Genomic DNA, 22994 nt, shown 5'->3' with positions numbered 1-22994 from the left:
GAAAATAATCTCATAAAAATAAATTTTTGTTGAACAGGCCTTGACTTCCTGGGGTAAAAATGTTAGATTAAAGTTAAATGTTGCACACGCAACTAAATTTCCTGCAAAGGGGGCGTACCTGAATGGCGAAGGAGGGCATGATAACCCCGCAGCCCCTAATGGGGCGGATTAACCGTATTTCCCGCTGCTTTACGCTGTACCGGAATAACCAGCTGGAGCAGGAGGGGCTCAACGGTTACCAGCACCTTTACATCCTATGGGTCTGCCGGAGGCCGGGAATCTCACAGGAGCAGCTGGTGAAGGAAATCTATGTCCACAAAAGCAGTGTGGCGCGCCAGCTGGCGCTGCTGGAGCAAAACGGATTTATCACGCGCTCGGCCTGCCCGTCAGACCGCCGGCAGCTCCTTGTTTATCCGACGGAAAAGGCGCTGCGTGTGCTGCCGCTTGTACGCGAGGTGATCGGCCGCTGGAATGCCTGCCTGCTGGAGGGATTTTCACTGGATGAAAAAGCCTGCCTGTTAGCCATGCTGGAACGGCTTGAAGAAAAAGCCGAGGGCATAGTCAACGGAGAGGCTGACGGAGAGGGGGAGGTGGAACAGCCGTGAAAAAGGTGCTGGCCTATCTGCGCCCTCATGCTCCGCGGATGGCGCTGGGGTTTATCATTAAATTTACCGGCACGATTATGGACTTGTTTCTGCCGTGGATTCTCTCGTATTTAATCGATGTGATTGTGCCGAGGGAGCAGATTTCGGAAATTATTTTTTTCGGCGTGCTGATGCTGCTCTGTTCTCTGGCGGCATGGGGCGGCAATGTGCTCGCTAACCGTATGGCGTCGCGGGTTGCACGTGACACGACGCAGGCGCTGCGCCACGATCTGTTTGCTAAAGTCTTCTCCCTTTCCTGCCGGCAGGTGGATGCGTTCACGGTGGCCTCTCTGGAGTCCAGGCTGACGTCGGATACCTACAACATCCACCAGATGATCGGCATGATGCAGCGGCTGGGAATCCGTGCGCCGATTTTGCTCTTAGGCGGCATGGCGATGACGTTGTTCCTGGAGCCGGTTTTAGCCTTGGTGCTGCTGGCCGCCCTGCCGTTTGTCGGCTTTGTGGTATTCTATATTTCCCGCAAAGGCATTCCGTTGTACTCGCAGCTTCAGCGTGCGGTGGACAGTATGGTGCGGGTAGTACGCGAAAATACCTCCGGCATCCGCGTGGTCAAGGCGCTGTCCAAAGCAGACTATGAAAAGGGCCGTTTTGCCGGCGTAAACCGGGCTGTCGCTGCCCGTGAGACCAAGGCCTCGGTGACGATGGCCGCCAGCAATCCGCTGATGAATTTCTTTTTGAACCTGGGCTTGACACTGGTAGTGGTGGCCGGCGCCTTCCGCGTGTATGGCGGGGAGACGAAGACAGGGGCCATTTTGGCCTTTCTGACCTATTTTACCATTATTTTAAACGCGCTGCTGTCTATTAACCGCATGTTTATGCTTTATTCCAAGGGTGCGGCTTCCGCCCGCCGGATCGGCGAAGTGCTGGATGCGCCCGAGGATTTAAAGCTTTACCCGCCGGACCATAAGGAAACAGGCTTCCATATTCTTTTTGATAGGGTTAATTTTTCCTATCATGCCGGGCGCGATACTGTAAGGGACATTTCCTTTGCGCTGAAAAAAGGAGAGACGCTAGGGATTATCGGGGCCACAGGCTGCGGGAAAACCACCGTTCTAAACCTGCTGCTGCGGCTATATGATCCGGACGGCGGCTCCATCCGCATCGATGGGGATGACATCCGTTCCATCCCTTTTGCGGAGCTGTATGCCCGCTTTGGTATTGTCTTTCAGAACGACACGCTGTTTGCGGATTCGCTGGAGGAGAATATCAGTTTTGGACGGGAGCTGGAGCGCCGGGCGGTCGAGGAGGCTGTAGCGTGTGCCCAGGCGCGCTGGTTCATCGACGAACTGGAGGAGGGGCTGGATTACCGGCTGACGATCCGCGGCGCCAACCTCAGCGGCGGGCAGAAGCAGCGGGTGTTGATTTCACGCGCGCTGGCGGCTCGTCCGGAGATTCTGATTTTAGACGATGCCTCCAGCGCGCTGGATTACCAGACAGACGCCAGGCTTCGCCGGGCGCTCCACACCCGCTTTCAGGGGACCACAACGCTGATTGTGGCCCAGCGGGTCAGTTCCATCCGGCATGCCGACCATATCATGATGCTGGAAAACGGCAGAATCATCGGTTACGGCGCCCATGAGGAGCTGCTGAAAACCTGCGCGCCTTATCGGGAGATCAGCGAGGCGCAGATGGGGGGCGAGGCCGTATGAAGGAGGCCAAAGGAACACCTCGAGACGCCTCAGTGGGAGCTGCCCGGCCTAAAAACCGCAAATATGTGCTGCTGCGCCTGTGGCGGTATTTGGCACGTTACCGCTGGCTGCTCGCTTTAGCGCTGCTGCTGACGCTGGCCAGCAACCTGTTCGGCCTGGTGGGGCCCATGCTGTCAGGCTATGCCATCGATGCCATTCATGGGCCGGGCGATGTGGACTTTTCCGCCGTCTTTCTCTATGCCGGGCTGATGGCCGGATTTTACCTGCTTGCTTCCCTGCTGGCTTATATTCTGAGCCGTCTAATGATTCGTCTGAGCCAGAAAGTCGCCTTTCAGATGCGCAAGGATGTATTCGACCATCTGGCGGAGCTGCCGGTCTCCTTTTTTGACCGGACACAGACAGGGGATATTGTCAGCCGGATTTCCTATGATATTGACACGGTCAACGCGTCTCTTTCAAACGATCTGCTGCAAATCTGTACCAGCCTAATCACGGTGGTTGGCTCTCTTGCGATGATGCTGCTTATTGCTCCCGTGCTGGTGACGGTTTTTGCGGTGACAATTCCCGCGGCAATCCTGTTTACCCGCTACATGACGCGCCGTGTGCGCCCGCTGTTCCGCCGCCGCTCAGCCAGACTGGGCGAGCTCAACGGTTATGTGGAGGAGGTCGTCAGCGGGCACAAGACCATCAGGGTTTACCATCAGGAGAATACGGTTATCAGCCGGTTTGACGGAAAGAACACGGAGGCGGTGGAGGCCTACTATAATGCCGACTATTACGGCAGTATGACGGGGCCCTCGGTCAATTTTATCAACAATCTGTCGCTTTCTCTTGTCAGCGTCATGGGGGCTGTTTTATACCTTTTTAGAAGCATCTCGCTGGGGGATCTGTCCTCCTTTGTGCTGTATTCAAGAAAGTTTTCCGGGCCCATCAATGAGGCAGCCAATATTCTCAGCGAGCTACAGTCTGCCTGTGCGGCGGCAGAGCGTGTTTTTCACCTGATTGACGAGGAGCCGGAACCCGCGGATGCACCGGGGGCAGAAGAGCTGGCCGATGTGCTGGGAGATGTGCGGATGGAGCATGTGCGCTTTGGCTATCTGCCGGGGCAGACGGTCATTCACGGACTGAGCCTTCACGCGGAGCCGGGAAGCCTGACTGCCATTGTGGGGCCGACCGGGGCGGGCAAGACTACGCTCATCAACCTGCTCATGCGTTTTTACGACCCACAGGCCGGAACAATTTTGGTGGACGGCAAGGATATTTCCACATTGACGCGCAGGAGCCTGCGCCGGGCCTATACGATGGTTTTGCAGGACACTTGGCTGTTTACCGGAACGGTCTATGAAAACATTGCTTATGGCAAAGAAGACGCGACGCTTGAGGAGGTTCAGCGTGCCTGCCGGGCCGCGTATATTCATGAGGCGATCCTGCGGCTGCCGCAGGGGTACGACACTGTTCTAACCGGCGACGGATCGGGGCTGTCAAAGGGGCAGAAGCAAATGCTCACCATTGCCCGCGCAATGCTGCTGGATTCCAGGATGCTCATCCTTGACGAGGCAACCTCAAATGTCGACACGCAGACAGAGCAAAAAATCCAGCGTGCCATGCGAGAACTGATGCGGGGAAAGACCTGCTTTGTCATTGCACATCGCCTGTCCACCATACAAAACGCAGACCACATCCTGGTGGTGCGGGGCGGCGATATTGTAGAGCAGGGGACGCATGAAGCGCTGCTGCAAAGGGGCGGGTTCTACGCACAGCTTTACCATTCCCAATTTCAATAGCGCACAGGAGCGTGGCTTGGTTTACCGGGAATGCTCCGGTACAAATTGACAACTTACTTAAAGAAAAGGAGAGGTATGCATGAAGCAGTATGGAATGCCTGTATTTGGCACAGTTCAGGAGGCGAATCCAGCCGCCCAGACAACCCATGGCGCGGTACGGGGAGAAAACAGGCAGGGGATCGCGATTTTCAGAGGGATTCCCTACGGCGGCGCTTGTGAGGGTGCGGGCCGCTTCCTGCCGCCAGTTCCGGCAGAGGATTGGAGCGGTGTTCGGGACTGTACCCGGAACGGGTACTGCGCGGTACAGAATGGCGGCAGTATCTCCGGCAGCGAGGGCCTTGGCGCTTATTTCAGCGGCGGTAGGCCTGAGCTTTTTGGGGTGGCAGAGGAGAAGCAGGGTGAAAATTGTCTGGTGCTGAATGTACTCACGCCGGGAGTGGATGACAGACGCCGGCCGGTTGTGGTGTATATACACGGCGGCGGCTTTGCAACCGGGTCGGGCACCCTGGTCTTGGGAGCCGACCGGTGGGCCAGAGAGGAAGATTTGGTGATTGTCGGCGTTAACCACCGTTTGAATGTATTTGGATATTTATACCTCGGCGCCTTTGATGAAAGCTATGCACAGTCGGGAATGGCAGGCATGCTGGACTTGGTACTGGCGCTGGAATGGGTGCGCGATAATATCGCGGCTTTCGGCGGGGACCCGGATCGGGTCACGATCATGGGGGAATCCGGCGGAGGGATGAAGGTCAGTACGCTGCTGGCGATGGATAAGGCTGCCGGTCTATTTCACCGCGCGATTGTCGAAAGCGGATCCGATATTGTAGGCAGAAAATCCACACAGGAGGCGGCGGCCTTCGCAGAAAAGGTTTTAGAAAGGCTTTCCATTCCGACGGACAATATCCGCGGGCTTGCTGAGGTACCGGCGGAGCAGCTGCTGGCGGTGGCGGCAGAGCTCAGCGAGACAAATTTAATGCAGCTTGCCCCCGTGGCGGATACGGTCAACTTGGCTTACCATGCTGCGCCATGCTATTATGCGCCGGTACAGTCGGCACAGGTACCGCTGCTGGTAGGGGCTTCGGAGGATGAATTGGCTGTTTTTGTCGCACCTGTAATAGAAAACGGCAGTTTGGAGGATACGCTGGTTCGCTGTATACGCGGTATGGACGAGCGGCTTCCATTTGTTTCGGTGGCCGATGCCGGCCAGGCAAGGCGTGTGGTGGAGGCCTTTAAAAGGGCGGATCGAAAAGGTGTTTCGCAGGAACATCTGCTGTTGCGGATGCTTTCGACCGCCGGAATACTGGGCGGGGGCGCTTATTATCAGGCGCTGGCAAAGGCGGAGCAGGGCGCGCGCCGGTCTACCACTATGTTGTCGCTTATGATTCCATTCTGCCCGGTACGGCAGACAAGCGCTGTGCCTGGCATACGGCGGACCTGCCGCTGCAAATGCGTATTGTGCTGAACCCGGAGTCAGAGCGCCTGTCACGCATAATGGCACATGCATGGGCGGCGTTTATCAGGACCGGTGATCCGTCGGCGGAGGAGCTGCCCTGGCCGGCTTTTACGGCGGCTGAAAAGCAGGTTATGGTGTTTGATGAAAGCTGCCGTGTGGAAACCGATCCCTGGAAGGAGCTGCGCGAGGCCCTGGAGGGAAAATGAACCTATGGCGGCCCGGTATAAAGGCAGGCTTACCTGAACATTTATAACGTTCATCAGCTTTACCTGGAGGTAGGCCGGGGCTGTATAATAGGCCCCGGGCCTTCTTGAGATTAGCCGCTTGCGTACGATAAACCCGGGCGGCTGATTCTCCCTATACCAGGTGCAGTCAGGGACTTCCCCGGGCGTGATTTGCTTCCGGGCAGCCGGCCGTGGAGGAGTTTTGCTTGTTCATTTTCTGGGTACCCAAAGGAAAGAAGGAGGTTAAAATGATAAAAGTATTATTTGTGTGCCACGGCAGGAGTTTCTCTTTTACCTAAATCTCCTTATTTTATGCGGTTTTTTCATAGTGGGAGAGGGCATTACAACGATTTTACAACTTTTGAAAAGTATTCCGATATGACTGAAATGGGAGATAGCACAATACCGTGTATCCCCCATTTTCTTATTTTTTAATTATGATTACTTCACTCTGATTTCAAATTTCAAGATTGCTTTCATCATTTCTGTATGAATTTGACCTTTTAATTCTTCATCAACCTGCATAGTGATTTTACCACTTTCAGAGTAGTAAAACGGACGCAAACATAATTTACAGATATAAGCGTCATAGAATTTCAAAATTTCCTTTATTGCAGTTTCATTTCCAGCAGACGCTTGGTATATTACTTCTAATGTAGGATAGCCATACTCTTTTTTCATTGGTTCAATTCCTTTCTTTCAATATTGATTTTAATTTCTTTAATCCGTTACTTCTTCTGCGATAAATAGCAGAACGTGATACATGGTATAAGTCTGCAATTTCTTGGTCGCTTATGCCTTGAAAATAGCGTAATAGAATTACATCACGTTCTTTATTTGATAACTTACATAAAGCAACAGAAAGTTTCTCATTTGATACTTGAATTGTGTAATTCAAGACTTCAAAAGAAATATAATTACAAGAATAGTTATCCTTTGTTCCATGCTCAAGATTTTTCATATCTGATAATTCACAGAATAAAATTTCACGCTTAGAACGTCTTACAAACTGTCTGTTTCTGCTTTTTACTGTGCATTTAATAACTGTCATCATCAAAGCATTAAATTGTATTCTAACGATATGCTCGAAAGAAGATGTGTTCATAATTTCACCCCCTTTCCGCATACGCTGAAATATATAAACGGAAATACCGTCTATACCTTTTGGATATAGGAAAAAAGGTAATAAAAAAGCCCACACAAAACATATAGTTTGCATGAGCTAAGACATTAAAGTATTTAGTTGTAGTAGTGTATGCTTCGCCATCTGGTCGTCGATTTTTTGGTAAAATGCTTAAAGTGTTTCATAAAGCAATCGTCCTTAAAATGATTTTTCCATTCTAACCGCTTCCCGTTTGGAAATGATATAAATACATATCCTCAATTACAAAAACGCTTTTTAAATAAAACGAAAGATAAGATATAAAATAGTATCGTTAAGCCGATACACCATGTCAAAGCAATAATAAACACTTGAATATCTAATGCATTTCCTAAAAAAGCATTTCGCATAGTATCTATAATTGAAGTCATAGGTTGATATTCTGCAAAGACTTTCAGAATTGAGGGTAATGTTTCGGTTGGCACAAAACCAGAACTTAAATAAGGTAGTATGATTGCTAATGCAGATAATGAACTTGCTCCCTCTGCACTATTTGTTATTACCCCGACAATAACTGCCAGCCATGATAATACGGATATTATCCCAACTAATAATATGAGTACAATTCCTATGTCTGTTATATGGAATGATGGACGAAAGCCGAGTAACATTGCTATCAATACAACAACAACAGTACTCATAATACTTCTTATGAAAGCCTCTAAAATATGACCATTCAATATTGAAATTTTATTGATAGGCAGTGTACTAAACCTTGTAACAATACCACTTGTTACGTCTTTATTTACCATAATTGCAGTTGTAGAAGAACCTTGAGCAATGCATTGTAATAAAATTCCCGGAACAATAAAATCTACATAAGAAATACCCTCAATCTGAATGAGATTTCCGAAAAGAGAAATAAATAGTAACATCATTAGTGCTGGTAGAATAATGCTGGTTAAAAAAGTATCTGGGTTTCTTTTCGATAAAAGTAAACAACGTCCTGCCATTGTAAAAGTATCATTGTATCTTTTAGTCTTTGACTTCATTTGATTTTCCCTCTCTTTCTTCAATCATGGATAAAAACACATCTTCTAATGTAGGAGCAAGTTCTTTAAAGTTTTGAATAGAAATTTTATTCGTATATAATATATTAAATATTTTAGACAATGTATCTGCTTTTCCGTCAGTAAACACAATAATACTATATTTCTCTGGCTCTATGGAAACTTTATAATCTTTCATCAACAATATAGCGCTCTCAAATTCTTCTGAATTTCCAAATGTAAATTGTACTGCTCCTTGTGGGAGATATGCTTTTAATTCTTCTGGCGTTCCCTCTGCGATGATTTTTCCATTGTCTAATATGCCGATTATATCTGCCAGTTGCTCTGCTTCTTCTAAATATTGAGTAGTTAGAAATATCGTTACACCAGACTTGTTTAAATCTCTAATTATATTCCACATACTATGACGACTTTGCGGGTCTAATCCAGTCGTTGGTTCATCTAAAAAAATGACTTTAGGATTTCCGATTAAGCTCATTGCTATATCTAGTTTTCTCTTCATTCCACCAGAATAAGTAGATACAATACGGTTTGAAGCCTTTGCTAATTCAAAATATTCTAACAAATTTTCAGCCGTTTCCTCTGGCTTTGATAAGTGGCGTAATTTCCCCATAATAATTAGATTTTCTTTACCTGTCAAACATTCATCAACAGCGGAAAACTGCCCTGTCAAACTAATCACTTCATGCACTTTTTGCGGATTATCAAAAACATTATATCCCTCAATTTGAACCGTACCATTGTCTGCTTTGATTTGTGTTGTTAATATACGAATAGTTGTTGTTTTTCCAGCACCGTTTGACCCTAATAAAGTATAAATAGAGCCTTTAGGTACAGAGAAAGTTACATTGCTCAAGACCTCTTTATCTTTATACTTTTTCTTCAATGCCGATACACATATTGAGTACTTAAATTCTTCCATGATAATATCTCCTTTACATTATAATACCGAACAAATGTATGTATATATGCTTTTTAAATTGCCTATCTCTAGGCAATTTATTTGTAACTATTCAAAATAAGGTAATGCTGTTATCTTTTCGCTTATTTCTTCATTCAATAAAGGCAGACCCATATTTTCAAGCATTTCTTTTATGCAATGAAATCTGTTTAGTAACTCTTCTCTATTAGCTGGAAAGATAGAAGGTATTAACCAAATATCCATTAACACTAAAAATTCTGCAAGTTCTTTCTTATATTGTGTTTTAATAGACCCGTCATTTATTCCTTCTTCTATAAATAATTCCCAATAGGGACATAAACGACGACGGTTTGTTTCAATCATACGAGCTAATACATGAGGGTTTTTCAACATGGGAATAGCTTGTTTCGTCAATTCTATCTGTTTTTCGTCAGATTGATTTAATAGGATTGCCATTCTCATTTTTTGAAGTCCGTTTAAATCTGTTCGAGCTTTTACTTTCTCAAATGGATTATTGTTAAAAAACATCTTATCTCCCAGAGCGTCCATAATTTCTTCTTTGGACTTAAAATGATGATAGATTGCCCCTTTGCTTAATCCGCCTAATTCATCGACAATATCTTGAATTGTTGTTTTATCATATCCTTTTTCAAGAAACAAGCGTTGAGATACATCTAATATTTTCTCAACCGTTATTTCAGGATATTTATTTCTCGCCATATATACACCTCTTTTACATTCGTTCTGTATGTTTATTATATATCGCCATAAAATGATTGTCAACACTTTCATACTATTCGTATGTAAACGGTATTTACTTGTAGCGTGGCTTTTTAAAATCTTCCAGTTACTATCCTTATGTAGCACAAGCTCATACTGTAAAACTAAAGTCGTCTTTGTCTGATTGTCGATAAATTAAGCAATATTCTATCCCTTTCTTCCTCTTGATTATCTCAAAACAGTAAAGAAAAAGCCCTGTCAAGAGCTTGCCACCATTGGTGGTGCTTTGCACTCTTGATCGGGCTTTTTGTTTGCTGTATCTTCTCGCAAGAGGGAAAAGGTTACTCGTCCTCATCATCAAAATGGTTATTCCTTAATACTTCCCGTAACAGTTCCATATCCTCTTTTGAGTTCGGGTTTATCATTTTCACGACTTGATAAGGCGTTTTATACTTGTGTCCCTCTATACTTTCCCCAAACATATCCATACTGTATAAATCATCATAGCGGTCTAACAGTCTTTGAAACTTCAAATGCTGGATAAATTCTTTGATTGGATAAAGGTCGGACGCTTCAATGCTCTTTCCGTTGATGTAATCGCTAATATATTCCCGTAACTTTTCTAACTCATACTCCAGCCATTCTTCCTCGCTGTCAAAGAAGTTATCATAATGTCCATGCTTCAATTCTGCATTTAGACGTTCCTCTGCTCTTAAAAACTGACAGACTTCTTTTTCGGATTGGTTAATATATTTCCATTCCCCCGACAACAATTCATTGGGTGTTACGTCCAGCACTTCCATTATCTTTTCCAGCGTTTCATAAGCAGGATAGTTCAACCCTCTTTCAATCTTGGAAAGGCTCTGCATATTGATACCGATTTTGTCCGCAAGTTCCTGTTGTTTCATTCCCCTAAATTTTCTTATGGTCTGTATATTATTTCCTAAATGGCTTATTTTCATTGCATAACCCTCCATATCTCGTTATATCTTCACTATTATAAGTCTATCATGCTTAATATGATTTGTAAAGGTAAAAAAGATGTTGACAAATAAGCGTATAAGAATTACTATGTTCTTGTAAACGAATAAGCACAATAGAATGAAATGTAAAAACATTCAAAAAGAAATGCCTATCTGATTAAACCCGTAGATATGAATAATGGTTGGAATGGAACTTGTTGGAAAGGGCAAAAACAGGACTGGCAGACAACGCATTGCAGGACTGCTGGCGTGCGTCAGCAACAACGCCATGACGGCTTGCCGTCAAAGGACGGAAATGCTTTGTCTGCTGGCGAGCCTGTGAGCCTTGTCTGTGCCCCGTTATCTAACAGGGGGGCACTATTTCACAAAAGACAAGTCAAAAACCATACAACCCCAAAGCTGTAAGGAGTAAAGAGGAGTTTTAAGAAGATAGTACACTTCACACTTTTTTGAAAGGCGGTTTACAGGTATTTCAAGGCTATTGTGGGATTGGAGGAATACAATGAACAACTTAGAATTTGCACTTGAAATGAAAAACAAACGTCTTGCCAGCGGTCTTTCACAAGGAGAGCTTGCAAGTCTTACCCATGTATCAAGATATAGTATCAACCGATTTGAGAACGGAAAAGCCAACGCCAGTAAGGAAACACAAAATATTATCCTGCGTTGTCTGAATTACTATATCTGTGATAAGCCTTTTTATCTACTGATTGATTATCTGTCTGTCCGTTTTCCAACGACTGACGCATTGGAAGTTATCCGAAAAGTGCTTGGCATGAAAGCAGATTATTTTATCCATTATGACTATGGGTATTATGGCTATAAGGAGTATTATGCCTACGGGGAAATCAAGGTCATGGCTTCTGATGAGGAACACATGGGAGTATTTTTGGAATTAAAAGGGGCAGGCTCACGCAACATGGAATATGTTTTACAGGCACAGAACAGGGATTGGTATTCATTCTTAAACCGCTGTCTTGACTGTGGCGGTGTTATCCGACGTTTTGACTTGGCAATCAATGATATGTGCGGTCTGCTGGATATTCCTGTTTTATCTGAAAAATACAGAAATGGCGGTGCAGATTGTCGCTGTAAAAACTATGAAAATGTGCAGGGCGGTAAACTAAGCGGAAAAAACCGCAATTTAGCAAGCACCCTTTATATCGGCTCAAAGACAAGCACAAAATATTTCTGCCTGTATGAAAAACAAAAGGAACAGGCAACGAAAAAGAAACATACGGATATTATCAACCGTTTTGAAATCCGTCTGCGTGACAAAAAGGCAGTACAGGCAGTTGAGGAACTGTTATTGACCTATAACCCTCATGGGCTGGTGTTTTATCTCATTACTGATTTTGTGGACTTTCCCGACTATCCGTTGTGGGAGATATTCATTTCCCATAGCGATTTACCGTTTGAAATGAACCCCGTACCCGTCAATATGGAACGTACTCTGCAATGGCTGGAAAGACAGGTCATGCCGTCCATTGTGATGATAGAGGAAATCGACAGGCTGACAGGCTCAAATTACATGAAGATGATTGATGAATGTACCCACCTTTCCGAAAAACAGGAAATGCTTGTGGAACAGATATGTACGGATATAGCAGACGTAATCGAAAGTGAGGGGGTGTTTTATGAGTAATGCACAGGATATTCCCGTATGGGAAAAATACACCCTTACCATTGAAGAAGCGTCAAAGTATTTCCGTATCGGAGAAAACAAGCTAAGACGATTGGCAGAGGAAAACAAGGACGCTGGCTGGCTCATTATGAATGGCAACCGCATACAGATTAAACGCCGACAGTTTGAAAAGGTCATTGATAAATTGGACGTAATCTAGTGAAAAAGGAGCTGGTATATGTTATGATGAGAATAAGTCATATCGGGACTCTTTCAGAAGTGGAAAGGAGCGAAGATGAGCGAAAAAAGACGGGACAATAAAAACCGTGTTTTACGCAATGGAGAGAGTCAACGTAAAGACGGAAGATATATGTATAAGTATGTAGATAATGCTGGAAATGTGAAATATGTGTATAGTTGGAAATTGGTAAAAACCGATACCATTCCACAAGGAGCAAAAGATGATATTCCCTTACGGGATAAGGAGAAACAGATACATAAAGATTTAGAAGATGATATTGTTTCTTCGGGTGGAGATATGACAGTCTTGGAGCTTGTGAAAAAATATATTTCACAGAAAACAGGCGTAAGGCATAATACAGAAGCAAACTATAAATTTGTTATCAATATCATTGCTAAAGAAGCCTTTGGAAAGAAACGGATTGACAAGGTAAAACTATCAGACGCAAAAGGCTGGCTCATTAAATTGCAGGCAGACGGTAGAGGGTACAGCAGTATTCATTCTATCCGTGGTGTTGTAAGACCAGCGTTTCAAATGGCTGTTGATGATGATTTGATACGAAAGAACCCTTTTGAATTTCAGCTTGCAACGGTGGTTGTCAATGACAGCGTAACAAGAGAAGCTATTACAAGAAAGCAGGAGAGAGCGTTTCTTGAATTTGTAAAGCAGGACAAGCACTTTCGTAAGTATTATGAGGGCATTTACATTCTATTTAAGACAGGACTTCGTATTTCTGAATTTGTTGGATTGACGATTTCTGATATTGATTTAGAAAAAGGTGTTATCAATGTCAATCATCAGTTGCAACGTAAGCGTAATATGGAATATATTATAGAGGACACAAAGACAGACAGCGGTACAAGACTTGTGCCTATGACTGATGATGTAAAGGCGTGTTTTCGTAAGATTATTCAAAACCGTAAAAAGTCAAAATCAGAACCTGTGATAGACGGTAAAAGTGGTTTTCTGTATTTAGACAAAAATGATATGCCTATGGTTGCTTTGCATTGGGAGAAATATTTTCAGCATATTTGCGAGAAGTATAATAAAATATATAAACAGGAATTACCTAAAATTACACCTCATGTTTGCCGACATACCTTTTGTTCTAATATGGCAAAGTCGGGAATGAACCCTAAGACATTACAGAAGATTATGGGACATTCTGATATAGGAGTTACGCTGAATACATACACGCACTTGGACTTTGACGATATTCAAAAAGAGATGAAAGAAGTCTGCAATCGGTAAGTTGTAAAGTTGTAAAATAAGGGTAGTTTTACAACTTATTTTACAACTTTTGACTGCCAAAACATGAGAATTTATAAGAAGATACAGAAACTACAAGAAAAATGAAAGTTGTAAAAAACCTTTAAATACAAGGAAATATGACGATTTAAGGAGTTCTAAGAACATGATAAAAGTACTATTCATTTGCCACGGCAACATTTGCCGTTCGCCCATGGCGGAGTTTGTACTGCGGGATCTTGCTGAAAAACGCGGGCTTTCCGAGGAGGTCTCCTGTGCTTCCGCTGCAACCAGTACGGAAGAAACCGGCAACCCCGTCCATCCGGGCGCCCGGCGAAAGCTTGCCGGTGCGGGGATCTGCTGCTCGGGCAAAAGGGCGCGGCAGATTACGCAGGCTGATTATCAGGAGTATGACCTACTCATTGGAATGGATGAAAATAATATCAGGAACATGCGGCGGTTCTGGCACGGAGATCCAGCGGGCAAGGTGCACCTGCTGCTTGAATATGCCGGGAGGGTGGAGTCGATTGCAGATCCTTGGTATACTGGGAATTTTGAGGACACATGGCGGGATGTGCAGGAGGGGTGCCGGGCGCTGCTGCGCACATTGACAGAGGGAGATCAGGGTTAAGTCGGCTGTAACGGCTCTGTGGGGAGTCCGGGGATAAAAGGGCTTTTATGTGATATGCTATCACGGAGGGCGCGGCGCATTTTGTTTTGCCGCGGTGGAGCATTTGTGGTTGTAAGGACTAAAAAGAAAGCGCTTGACAAATGCTGCATTTTATACTATGATAATAATACCCCACGGGGGTATTGTGTTCTAAAGGAGGCCTTGATATGGCAAAAGAACGTTTTGCTGTTACCGGAATGACCTGCAGCGCATGCAGTGCGCATGTTGAAAAAGCGGTGCGTAAGCTGGAGGGGGTGCAGGATGTCAGCGTAAACCTGCTGCAAAACAGCATGCAGGTTTCCTTTCAAAGCGACCGGGTAAAACCAGAGCAGATCGTCCAGGCGGTTGAAAAGGCTGGCTACGGCGCCGCGCTGCAAACTGCCGCCGCGCAGAAAAAAACAGCGGCTAAAAGAGATGGCCGGGTGGAGGAGCAGGTGCGCTCCATGAGAAACCGTTTAATTGTGTCGGTTTGCTTTTTGGTGGTGCTGATGTATGTGTCCATGGGCCACATGATGGGGCTGCCGCTGCCGGCTTTTCTGCTGGGAACGGAAAATGCCCTCACGCTGGCCTTCACACAGTTTCTGCTGACGCTGCCAATCCTGCTGGTCAATCAGAAATATTTTACAGTCGGTTTTAAAACCCTATTTCAGGGCGCGCGACAATGGACAGCCTGATCGCAATCGGTTCGTCTGCGGCTGTCCTCTACGGTATTTTTGCTATTTATTCCATCGGCTGGGCGCTGGGGCATGGGGATAGCATGATGGCGATGCACTATTCCATGGACCTGTATTTTGAGTCGGCGGGGACGATTGTTACCCTGATTACGGTCGGTAAATTTCTGGAGACGCGCTCCAAGGGAAAGACCTCCGAGGCTATTACAAAGCTGATGGACCTGGCGCCCAAAACAGCGCTGGTAGTCCGCGACGGCGCGGAGGTGGAGATCCCGGTGGAAGAGGTACGGCCGGGGGACATCATTCATGTAAAGCCGGGCCAGAGCGTGCCGGTTGACGGCGTGATTACGCAGGGACAGTCCGCGGTGGACGAATCCGCTTTAACGGGTGAGAGCCTTCCGGTGGAAAAGACAGCCGGGGACCGGGTGACTGGCGCGACGGTAAATAAATCCGGTTGGTTTGAGATGCAGGCCCTCAAGGTGGGGGACGACACGGCCTTGGCGCAGATTATTCACCTGGTGGAGGATGCCAACAGCTCCAAGGCGCCCATTGCCAAGCTCGCCGATAAGGTCAGCGCGGTTTTTGTGCCCACAGTCATTACCATTGCGGTGCTGGCCACAATTGTCTGGCTGCTGCTGGGTTATTCTTTCCAGTTTGCGCTTTCCATCGGCATCGCGGTGCTAGTGATTTCCTGCCCCTGTGCGCTGGGGCTTGCTACGCCGACAGCCATTATGGTAGGCACGGGCAAGGGGGCAGAGAACGGCATTTTATTTAAGACCGCTGAAAGCCTGGAGGCATCGCGGGCCGTCGATACAGTGGTGCTCGACAAAACGGGGACTGTCACCGAGGGAAAGCCGTCGGTCACGGATTGCATCCCCGCCGGTATTTCTGAAAAAGAGCTGCTTGCGCTTGCGGCCGCGATTGAGAACCCTTCTGAGCATCCGCTGGCCCGCGCGATTGTGGAGTATGCCGCGGCACAGCGCATTCAACTGCCGGCGGTTACCGGCTTTTCATCGGAAACAGGGTTCGGCGTAACGGGAGACATAGAGGGAAAAACAGTTCTTGCCGGCAACCGGAAGCTTATGCAGAACCGTAAAATTGCAACAGAGGCATTGGACAAGGAGGCCGAACGGCTGGCAGGCCAGGGCAAAACGCCCATCTACTTTGCCTGTGCGGGCCGCCTGTGCGGTTTGATCGCCGTGGCGGACGTGGTAAAGCCCAGCAGCCACCAGGCAATTGCCGAATTAAAGGAAATGGGCGTTGATGTGGTCATGCTGACCGGGGACAACGCGAGAACGGCTGCCGCGATTCAGAAACAGCTGGAGATTTCACGGGTGGTAGCAGAGGTTCTGCCTCAGGATAAGGAACAGGAAATCCGGCGGCTGCAGGCTGAAGGCCACCAGGTAGCGATGATTGGGGATGGAATCAACGATGCTCCGGCGCTGGCCCGCGCCAACGTGGGCATTGCCATTGGCGCCGGGACGGATGTTGCCATTGAGTCGGCGGATGTAGTGCTGATGAAGAACGACCTGCTCGACGGGGTCACGGCGTTACAGTTAGGCCGTGCTGTCATACGGAACATCAAGGAAAACCTCTTTTGGGCTTTTTTCTATAATGCCATCGGCATTCCGCTGGCAGCAGGAGTGTTTTATACCCTGCTGGGCTGGAAGCTCAACCCGATGTTTGCCGCCGCGGCGATGAGCCTGAGCTCCGTCTGTGTGGTCACCAACGCCCTTAGGCTGCGCTTTTTTAAGCCGCGTTTCCGGCGCGCGGACTTGGCTCCGGCGCCCGGTGAAAGCTGCCCGGTTGCCTGCCGGTCTCTCAACCGTGAGCCGGCGGATCCCATAAATCAAGAAAACGAAAAAGGAGACTCTAAGATGAAAAAGACAATTGAAATTGAAGGCATGATGTGCGCGCATTGCTCCGCTCATGTGGAGAAGGCCCTAAACAGCCTGGAGGGTGTTCAGGCCACCGTGAACCTGGAGGCCAAAAACGCGGTAGCCGAGGTGCCCGAGTCTGTGACCGATGCCATGCTGAAGCAGGCGGTGGCGGACGCCGGTTACAAGGTTACCGGTATTCACGATTAACGCGCACCAAAAACAGCGGAAGGATGTGGGGATGTGAAGGCGGATAAGGCGAAGGTGGCCCGCTTGCTGAAAACGGCCCGAGGGCAGATTGACGGCGTCCTGAAGATGATTGACGGGGACCAGTACTGTATTGACATCGCCAATCAGATCATGGCGGCAGAGGCCGTGCTGCAGCGGGCAAATAAGGAGATTATCCGGGCGCATATGGAGTGTTGCGTTCTGGAGGCGACCAAGTCGGGCGACGAGGAGGAACGGCGTAAAAAATTGGATGAAATTGCGGCTGTTCTGGATAAGCTTGCCCGCTAGGCCGCTGTTAAAAGGCGGAGCCCTTTTGTATGTACTATACAGAAGGGCTCCGTTTTTTATGCCGAAAAGCGTACGCTGTAACCGCAGCGCCCAAGAGAAACGGAAAATCCGGGCCGATGGTTTGCGCGTTGCCGCTTCTTCGGGAATAAATACCGGAAAGATGGCGAATCAATGAATAAAAAATGAATAAACTATTGATTTTGAAAAAATTTGTTGTATACTATAGGTAGTTGATTCCCATAAAGACATCCACTGGTGCTTGCTGCCGTTCTGTTTCAGCATGCTTTGAGGGCTTTAGATGGGGGTCAAAAATTTTTTCTAACAGGAGCGTGAATCTCTTGGAAAAATTCTTTAAGCTCAAAGAGCATGGCACCACGGTCCGTACTGAGGTTATCGCCGGTATTACGACCTTCCTCGCAATGGCGTACATATTGGCGGTAAACCCCACCATCCTTTCCGAGGGCGGCATGGATAAGGGCGCGGTCTTTACGGCGACTGCTATTTCGGCGGCGTTTGCGACCATTATCATGGGTGTGTTTGCCAATTACCCGGTGGCCCTGGCGGCCGGCATGGGCCTGAATGCTTATTTTGCGTATTCAGTAGTGCCGATGGTAAAGGAAATGGGCGTCCAGGACCCCTGGAAGGTGGCCCTTGCTGCAATTTTGGTCGAAGGCATCATTTTCATCATCCTCTCTCTGTTTAAATTCCGTGAGGCGCTGGTGAATTCCGTTCCGGCAAACCTGAAGTACGGTATTTCTGCCGGTATCGGGCTGTTTATAGCCATTGTCGGGCTGAAGGGCGCCGGGGTCATCATTGGGGATGCCTCCACGCTGGTAGCGCTTGGCGATGTCGGCAGCGCCGCTGTGGTGCTTTCCATTGTCGGCCTGCTCATTATTGGCGTTATGTGGCACTTCAAGGTGCGCGGCGCTATTTTGTGGGGGATTTTAATTACCTGGGTGCTGGGGATGCTGGCGGAGGTCAGCGGCTGGTACAGCGGCGCTTCCACCATTCCCAACCTGGCGCCGGAAAACCTGCTTCCTCCTTCGCTGGCGCCGACCTTCTTCCAGTTTGACTTCAGCTTTGCCTCTTCTCACTTAATGGAATTTATCATGGTGGTGTTTGCCTTCCTGTTTGTCGATCTGTTTGACACGGTCGGCACCTTGATTGGTGTTGCAGACCAGGGCAACCTGCTCGACAAAGACGGCAAGCTCCCGCGTGTTGGCGCAGCCTTGTTGAGTGATGCAGTCGGCACTGTTGCGGGCGCCTGCCTGGGTACCTCCACGGTTACCAGCTTTGTAGAGTCCACCGCAGGTGTTGCCGAAGGCGGCCGCACCGGCCTGACGGCACTTACAACTGCGGCAATGTTCATTATTGCACTCTTCCTCTCTCCAATCTTCCTGGCGATTCCCAGCTTTGCCACCACACCGGCGCTGGTATTTGTCGGCCTGCTGATGATGAAGTCTGTGCTCAAGATGAAATTCGACGGGGATATTGCGGATGTAATCGGCGGTTTTGTCGCCCTGATTATGATGCCGTTCTCCTACTCCATTGCCAACGGTATTATGTTCGGCATTATCGTTTGGGTAATTTTGAAGGTTTGCACCGGCAAGATCAAGGATATCCATCCGGTTATGTGGGTGGCTTTCGCACTCTTTGCCATTCGGATTGCAACCCTGATTATCGGATAATTACTGCTCTGAAAAAAGAGGCCCGGTGCTTTAGAAAAAGCACCGGGCCTCTTTGCGCTTGACCTTGGAGTGCCGCCGGGTTCTGCCCGCAATTTGCGCCCCGCTCAGCGGACGGCTATAGCGGCAACGCTGCAGGCGGGGAGCTCCAGGTCGAAGCAATCCCTGCCAATATCAACGTTTTTCAGCGGCGCCGGCTGAATGCGCTGGGGGGCTTCAAAGTCATTTTTACCCTGAATTGCACCGGATAATACCTGCGCCGAAACGGTGCCGATTTCCTCCATACCTTCCAGTGTGGTGCGTATGGAGCAGGAGCTGGAGGCAGAGAGGTTGACCAGGGTAATGTGCAGAACGCCGTCGCCATCCACAGAGGCGGACTGGCTCAGCAGGGGGACCCGGCAGCCGGCCGGGCCGGTTTCCCCTGCTTCCAGCCAGCTGCCGACCAGTGTGGCTTCTTGGTGAACACTGAACAGGTCGAAGACGTGGTAGGTTGGGGTAAGCACCATTTTGGCCCCCTCGGTCAAAATCATGGACTGCAGCACGTTGACCATTTGGGCGATGTTTGCCATTTTGACGCGGCTGCTGTATTGGTTGAAGATATTGAGCGTTGCGGCGGCGGCAATGGCATCCCGCATGGTATTTTGTTGGTAGAGAAACCCGGGGTTAGTTCCCGGCTCCACATCGTACCAGGTGCCCCACTCGTCAACGAGCAGCGCGACGTTGTGCGCGGGGTCGTATCGGTGCATGATTTGCAGGTGGCTGGAAACCAGCTCTTCCATCCGCAGCGCATTTTTTAGGACAACATAATAATCATTTTCGTCAAAATCAGTCGCGCTGCGGTTTTTCCCAGGCTGTGTGTAGTAGTGGAGCGTCAGGCCGTCCATGTAGGGGCCGGCAATTTCCATCAGCTTCTGCGTCCAGTTATAATCGTCCGCATTTGGGCCGCAGGCTATGCGGAATACTCTATTATCGCCGTAGTTGCGCACATAGGTCTGGTAACGGCGGTATTCGTCAGCATAATACTCGGGGCGCATACTGCCGCCGCAGCCCCAGTTTTCATTACCCACGCCGAAGTAGTGAACGCGCCAGGGCTGTGGGTGGCCGTTTTGGGCGCGCAGCTCGGCCATGGGGGAGATGCCGTCAAAGGTCATGTATTCCATCCATTCGCTCATTTCCTGAACGGTTCCACTGCCGAGGTTCCCATTTACATAGGGCTCGCAGCCAAGCTGCCGGCAGAGCTCCATAAATTCATGGGTGCCGAAGCTGTTGTCCTCTACCAGGCCTCCCCAGTGGGTATTGACCATTTTCTTTCGGCTTTCACGCGGGCCAATGCCGTCCTTCCAGTGGTATTCATCGGCAAAGCAGCCGCCCGGCCAGCGCAAAACGGGCACCTTAATTTTTTTCAGGGCCTCAACTACATCCTGGCGCATGCCGTTGATATGGGAGATGTCCGAATCCTCCCCTACATAAATTCCTCCGTAGATCCCGCGGCCCAGGTGCTCGGAGAATTGGCCGTACAGGTTGCGGCTGATGGTGTTTTTTCGATTGCGCAGGTTAATAGATAAATGGTTCATTACAAAACCTCCCAACTGTTTTAGCCTTTATTTGCTGGTTTTACTTTATCACAGGAGGGGAAAGGATTCAATCCTGTTTTCATCCTCCCCGGGGAAAATAAAATAATTCACTGTTTTTACACAATATTTTTATAAAAAGCAGTGGCTATTTCTTTAAAAATCAGGTACAATAGGGGCGTAAAATCGTTTTTATAAATTGTGATAATATTTTTTTGAGAAAGGTTGAAGCTTATGTTGGAATCAGCACTGAACCCTCAGGCCGGAAAGGCCCAGTGGATTTGGTATCCGGGTGATTTTGAGATGATGCTGCTTTTGCGCGTTCATTCCAGGCGCTATGAACGCGGTATGCAGATTACACCCTGCTGGCATATGGATACTTTTTTCCCAAATATTAAGTTTCGCCGCCGTTTTCATTTGGAAAAGCCGGTGGTGTTTCAAGTGCATGCGACTGGGGAGGTTGCGGTTGAGGTAGACGGCGGCGGCCGCTATTGCTATGATTATCAAGACGGCGTTCGGTTGGAGCCCGGCAGCCACGATCTGTGCATCACGGTTTTCAACCCGCATGAGCTTCCGGCGCTGTACATCGATGCGGACGGCCTTCAAACCAATGGCGCTTGGGAGGCCAGCAATGTAGACAGCCGCTGGCTCCCGGCAGGAAGCTGGAATTTTACCAGCCCCTCATGTCCCCCGTCGGATTTCCGGCTGGAAATGCAGCCCTTGCAGCCTGTCTCCGTCGAAAAGATAGGTCAGGGCGTTCTGTTCGATTTTGGCAAGGAGATGATGGCTTCCTTAAAAGGCGAGGGCTTTAAGGGCGAGGGTATTTTACATATCAGCTATGGTGAATCCCGCGAAGAAGCGCTGAATTATGCGGAATGTGAGGTCCGTGAGGATGTGAAGGTCACAGAGGACTGTTTTGAAACCACCCTGCCGCGCGCGTTTCGCTTTGTGTTCCTGGCCCCGGAGGGCGGCCTCAGTGCCGGCGGTTTAACGGCCTTATACGAATATCTGCCCATTGAGAATAAGGGCAGCTTTGAGTGCAGCGACGATCTGCTCAACCGGATTTATGACACGGCGGTCTATACGCTGCATCTGAATTCCCGTGAATTTTTCTTTGACGGTATTAAACGCGACCGCTGGGTATGGGGCGGAGATGCCTGCCAAAGCTACCTGCTCAACTATTACAGCTTCTTTGACTCCGAGCTCTGCAAACGCACTATGCGTGCCTTGCGCGGCAAGGACCCTGTTCACCAGCATCATAATACCATTCAGGATTATACCTGCTACTGGTTCATCAGCCTGTATGATTATTACCTGTATACGGGCGATGCCGCCTTTCTGCGCGAGGTTTACCGGAATGCCCGCACGCTGATGGACTTTTGCCTGGAGACAACCGACGAGCGCGGCTTTATGAACGCCCGTCCGGAGGATTGGGTATTCGTGGATTGGGCCCCCATCAACAATAAGGGCGACGTCAGCCTGATTCAGATTCTGTTTGCGCGTTCGCTGGAGGTAATGGCGCTGATTGCCGGGCTCTGCGGCGACGAGAACGGGCGCGCGTTCTATCATAGCCTTTGGCAGAAATGTCTGAAAAACTGCTTTGAGATCTTCTGGAGCGCACGGTATAACTGCTTTACCCATGGCCCGGCAGCCGCATCGGATGCAGTGGTGACCAAATATGCGAATATGTTTGCGCTCTCCTTTGGCTACCTTTCGGAGGAGCAGAAGGCGGCGGTCATTCAGAACGCGCTGCTGAACGAGACGGTTCTGCCCATTACAACGCCCTACATGCGCTTTTATGAGCTGGCGGCACTTTGCGATGCAGGCTGCTATGAGGATGTGATGGGCTTCCTGCGGGAATACTGGGGCGGCATGCTGCGGCTGGGAGCGACCTCGTTCTGGGAGGCCTATGACGCCGCCGAGCAGGGCGCGCAGCATTATGCGATGTATGGCCGTCCCTTTGGCAAGAGCCTGTGCCACGCATGGGGAGCCGGGCCGATTTTGCTGGCGGGCAAGTACTTTCTGGGTGTGCGGCCGGAGGCCCCGGGTTATGAAAAATTTACGGTATCGCCTCACCTCGCGGGTCTCGCGTATATTCGGGGAAGCGTCCCCACCCCGGGCGGTACAATTGACGTATTCTGCGATGGAGAAAAGGCGGAGGTTGTAAACCATACGCCGTTTGAGGGCGCCTTGGAATGGAAGGGGCAGGTGGTGGCTGTTCCGCCGGGGCAGACGGTTTCCCTGGGCTGAGGCCTTTTTAGCTTTAATATGCATGGTTCCAGGGCCCGATGCGCCTCAGCATTCATTTAATGGCAATGC

Annotated in this window: 20 protein-coding genes and 1 pseudogene; 14 read left to right on the top strand and 7 right to left on the bottom strand. The window is 48.7% G+C overall.

The window, feature by feature from the left end; translation table 11 throughout:
* The first annotated feature begins 122 nt into the window (after positions 1 to 122).
* The 5 genes from DPQ25_RS03295 to DPQ25_RS03275 all read left to right on the top strand — a co-directional run bounded on the left by DPQ25_RS03295 (position 123) and on the right by DPQ25_RS03275 (position 5757).
* The gene (locus DPQ25_RS03295) at positions 123 to 605 is read left to right on the top strand and encodes a MarR family winged helix-turn-helix transcriptional regulator (protein WP_112331731.1); all 483 of its coding nucleotides are present in this window, start codon (positions 123 to 125) and stop codon (positions 603 to 605) included.
* A complete protein-coding gene (locus tag DPQ25_RS03290; protein ID WP_207657288.1) occupies positions 602 to 2314 on the top strand; it encodes an ABC transporter ATP-binding protein in 1713 nt (570 codons plus the stop codon). Before DPQ25_RS03295 ends, DPQ25_RS03290 begins: the two co-directional genes overlap by 4 nt.
* Entirely contained in the window at positions 2311 to 4098 is a 1788-nt protein-coding gene (locus DPQ25_RS03285) for an ABC transporter ATP-binding protein (protein WP_112331730.1), read from the top strand. The genes DPQ25_RS03290 and DPQ25_RS03285 overlap by 4 nt, the downstream gene beginning before the upstream one ends.
* Before the next feature lie 79 nt (positions 4099 to 4177).
* Positions 4178 to 5560, top strand: a complete 1383-nt coding sequence (locus tag DPQ25_RS03280) for a carboxylesterase family protein (RefSeq protein WP_112331729.1) — start codon at positions 4178 to 4180, stop codon at positions 5558 to 5560.
* Complete coding sequence (locus DPQ25_RS03275) at positions 5485 to 5757, top strand: carboxylesterase family protein (RefSeq protein ID WP_112331728.1); 273 nt, start codon at positions 5485 to 5487, stop codon at positions 5755 to 5757. The genes DPQ25_RS03280 and DPQ25_RS03275 overlap by 76 nt, the downstream gene beginning before the upstream one ends.
* 459 nt (positions 5758 to 6216) lie before the next feature.
* Here the strand turns inward: DPQ25_RS03275 and DPQ25_RS03270 are convergent, their stop codons facing one another.
* From DPQ25_RS03270 to DPQ25_RS03245, 6 genes are all read right to left on the bottom strand, one after another.
* Positions 6217 to 6456 carry a helix-turn-helix domain-containing protein gene (locus DPQ25_RS03270; protein WP_112331727.1) on the bottom strand — a complete coding sequence of 80 codons (240 nt, stop codon included), beginning with the start codon at positions 6454 to 6456 and terminating at the stop codon, positions 6217 to 6219.
* Between the two features lie 4 nt (positions 6457 to 6460).
* Positions 6461 to 6880, bottom strand: a complete 420-nt coding sequence (locus tag DPQ25_RS03265; protein ID WP_177576812.1) for an RNA polymerase sigma factor — start codon at positions 6878 to 6880, stop codon at positions 6461 to 6463.
* A 275-nt stretch (positions 6881 to 7155) separates the two neighbouring features.
* Positions 7156 to 7929, bottom strand: a complete 774-nt coding sequence (locus DPQ25_RS03260; protein WP_112331725.1) for an ABC transporter permease — start codon at positions 7927 to 7929, stop codon at positions 7156 to 7158.
* Positions 7913 to 8869: an ATP-binding cassette domain-containing protein gene (locus tag DPQ25_RS03255; RefSeq protein ID WP_112331724.1), complete on the bottom strand. Its 957-nt coding sequence runs from the start codon at positions 8867 to 8869 to the stop codon at positions 7913 to 7915. Before DPQ25_RS03255 ends, DPQ25_RS03260 begins: the two co-directional genes overlap by 17 nt.
* Before the next feature lie 87 nt (positions 8870 to 8956).
* Positions 8957 to 9589: a TetR/AcrR family transcriptional regulator gene (locus DPQ25_RS03250; RefSeq protein ID WP_021421296.1), complete on the bottom strand. Its 633-nt coding sequence runs from the start codon at positions 9587 to 9589 to the stop codon at positions 8957 to 8959.
* A gap of 341 nt (positions 9590 to 9930) precedes the next feature.
* Positions 9931 to 10551: a helix-turn-helix domain-containing protein gene (locus tag DPQ25_RS03245; protein WP_456237270.1), complete on the bottom strand. Its 621-nt coding sequence runs from the start codon at positions 10549 to 10551 to the stop codon at positions 9931 to 9933.
* A 208-nt stretch (positions 10552 to 10759) separates the two neighbouring features.
* Between DPQ25_RS03245 and DPQ25_RS15190 the strand changes: the two genes are divergently transcribed.
* The 8 genes and pseudogenes from DPQ25_RS15190 (at position 10760) to DPQ25_RS03210 (ending at position 19107) form a co-directional block, all read left to right on the top strand.
* Positions 10760 to 10894 carry a hypothetical protein gene (locus DPQ25_RS15190; protein WP_262510499.1) on the top strand — a complete coding sequence of 45 codons (135 nt, stop codon included), beginning with the start codon at positions 10760 to 10762 and terminating at the stop codon, positions 10892 to 10894.
* A 180-nt stretch (positions 10895 to 11074) separates the two neighbouring features.
* Positions 11075 to 12217: a replication initiation factor domain-containing protein gene (locus tag DPQ25_RS03240; RefSeq protein WP_112331722.1), complete on the top strand. Its 1143-nt coding sequence runs from the start codon at positions 11075 to 11077 to the stop codon at positions 12215 to 12217.
* Positions 12210 to 12416 (top strand): excisionase, encoded by a 207-nt coding sequence (locus DPQ25_RS03235; protein ID WP_112331721.1) that lies wholly within the window; start codon positions 12210 to 12212, stop codon positions 12414 to 12416. The genes DPQ25_RS03240 and DPQ25_RS03235 overlap by 8 nt, the downstream gene beginning before the upstream one ends.
* Before the next feature lie 75 nt (positions 12417 to 12491).
* A complete protein-coding gene (locus tag DPQ25_RS03230; RefSeq protein WP_024732656.1) occupies positions 12492 to 13688 on the top strand; it encodes a site-specific integrase in 1197 nt (398 codons plus the stop codon).
* Positions 13689 to 13851: 163 nt separating this feature from the next.
* On the top strand, positions 13852 to 14316 hold the full coding sequence (locus tag DPQ25_RS03225) for a low molecular weight protein-tyrosine-phosphatase (protein WP_112331720.1): 465 nt from the start codon (positions 13852 to 13854) through the stop codon (positions 14314 to 14316).
* Positions 14317 to 14522: 206 nt separating this feature from the next.
* Positions 14523 to 17113 (top strand): annotated as a pseudogene (locus tag DPQ25_RS03220) (heavy metal translocating P-type ATPase).
* 33 nt (positions 17114 to 17146) lie between these two features.
* Positions 17147 to 17419, top strand: a complete 273-nt coding sequence (locus DPQ25_RS03215; RefSeq protein ID WP_112331719.1) for a metal-sensing transcriptional repressor — start codon at positions 17147 to 17149, stop codon at positions 17417 to 17419.
* Positions 17420 to 17757: 338 nt separating this feature from the next.
* Positions 17758 to 19107 carry an NCS2 family permease gene (locus tag DPQ25_RS03210; RefSeq protein ID WP_112331718.1) on the top strand — a complete coding sequence of 450 codons (1350 nt, stop codon included), beginning with the start codon at positions 17758 to 17760 and terminating at the stop codon, positions 19105 to 19107.
* 104 nt (positions 19108 to 19211) lie between these two features.
* On the opposite strand, the gene DPQ25_RS03205 is transcribed toward DPQ25_RS03210, so the two are convergent.
* Entirely contained in the window at positions 19212 to 20678 is a 1467-nt protein-coding gene (locus DPQ25_RS03205; protein WP_112331717.1) for an alpha-N-arabinofuranosidase, read from the bottom strand.
* A gap of 231 nt (positions 20679 to 20909) precedes the next feature.
* Between DPQ25_RS03205 and DPQ25_RS03200 the strand changes: the two genes are divergently transcribed.
* Positions 20910 to 22925 (top strand): alpha-L-rhamnosidase-related protein, encoded by a 2016-nt coding sequence (locus DPQ25_RS03200; RefSeq protein ID WP_112331716.1) that lies wholly within the window; start codon positions 20910 to 20912, stop codon positions 22923 to 22925.
* Positions 22926 to 22994 lie beyond the last annotated feature (69 nt).

Source organism: Hydrogeniiclostridium mannosilyticum, assembly GCF_003268275.1.
In the GTDB taxonomy this organism is placed as follows: domain Bacteria; phylum Bacillota; class Clostridia; order Oscillospirales; family Acutalibacteraceae; genus Hydrogeniiclostridium; species Hydrogeniiclostridium mannosilyticum.
Note: the sequence above shows the minus strand (reverse complement) of the source record. Positions and strands in the feature narration are given on the sequence as shown.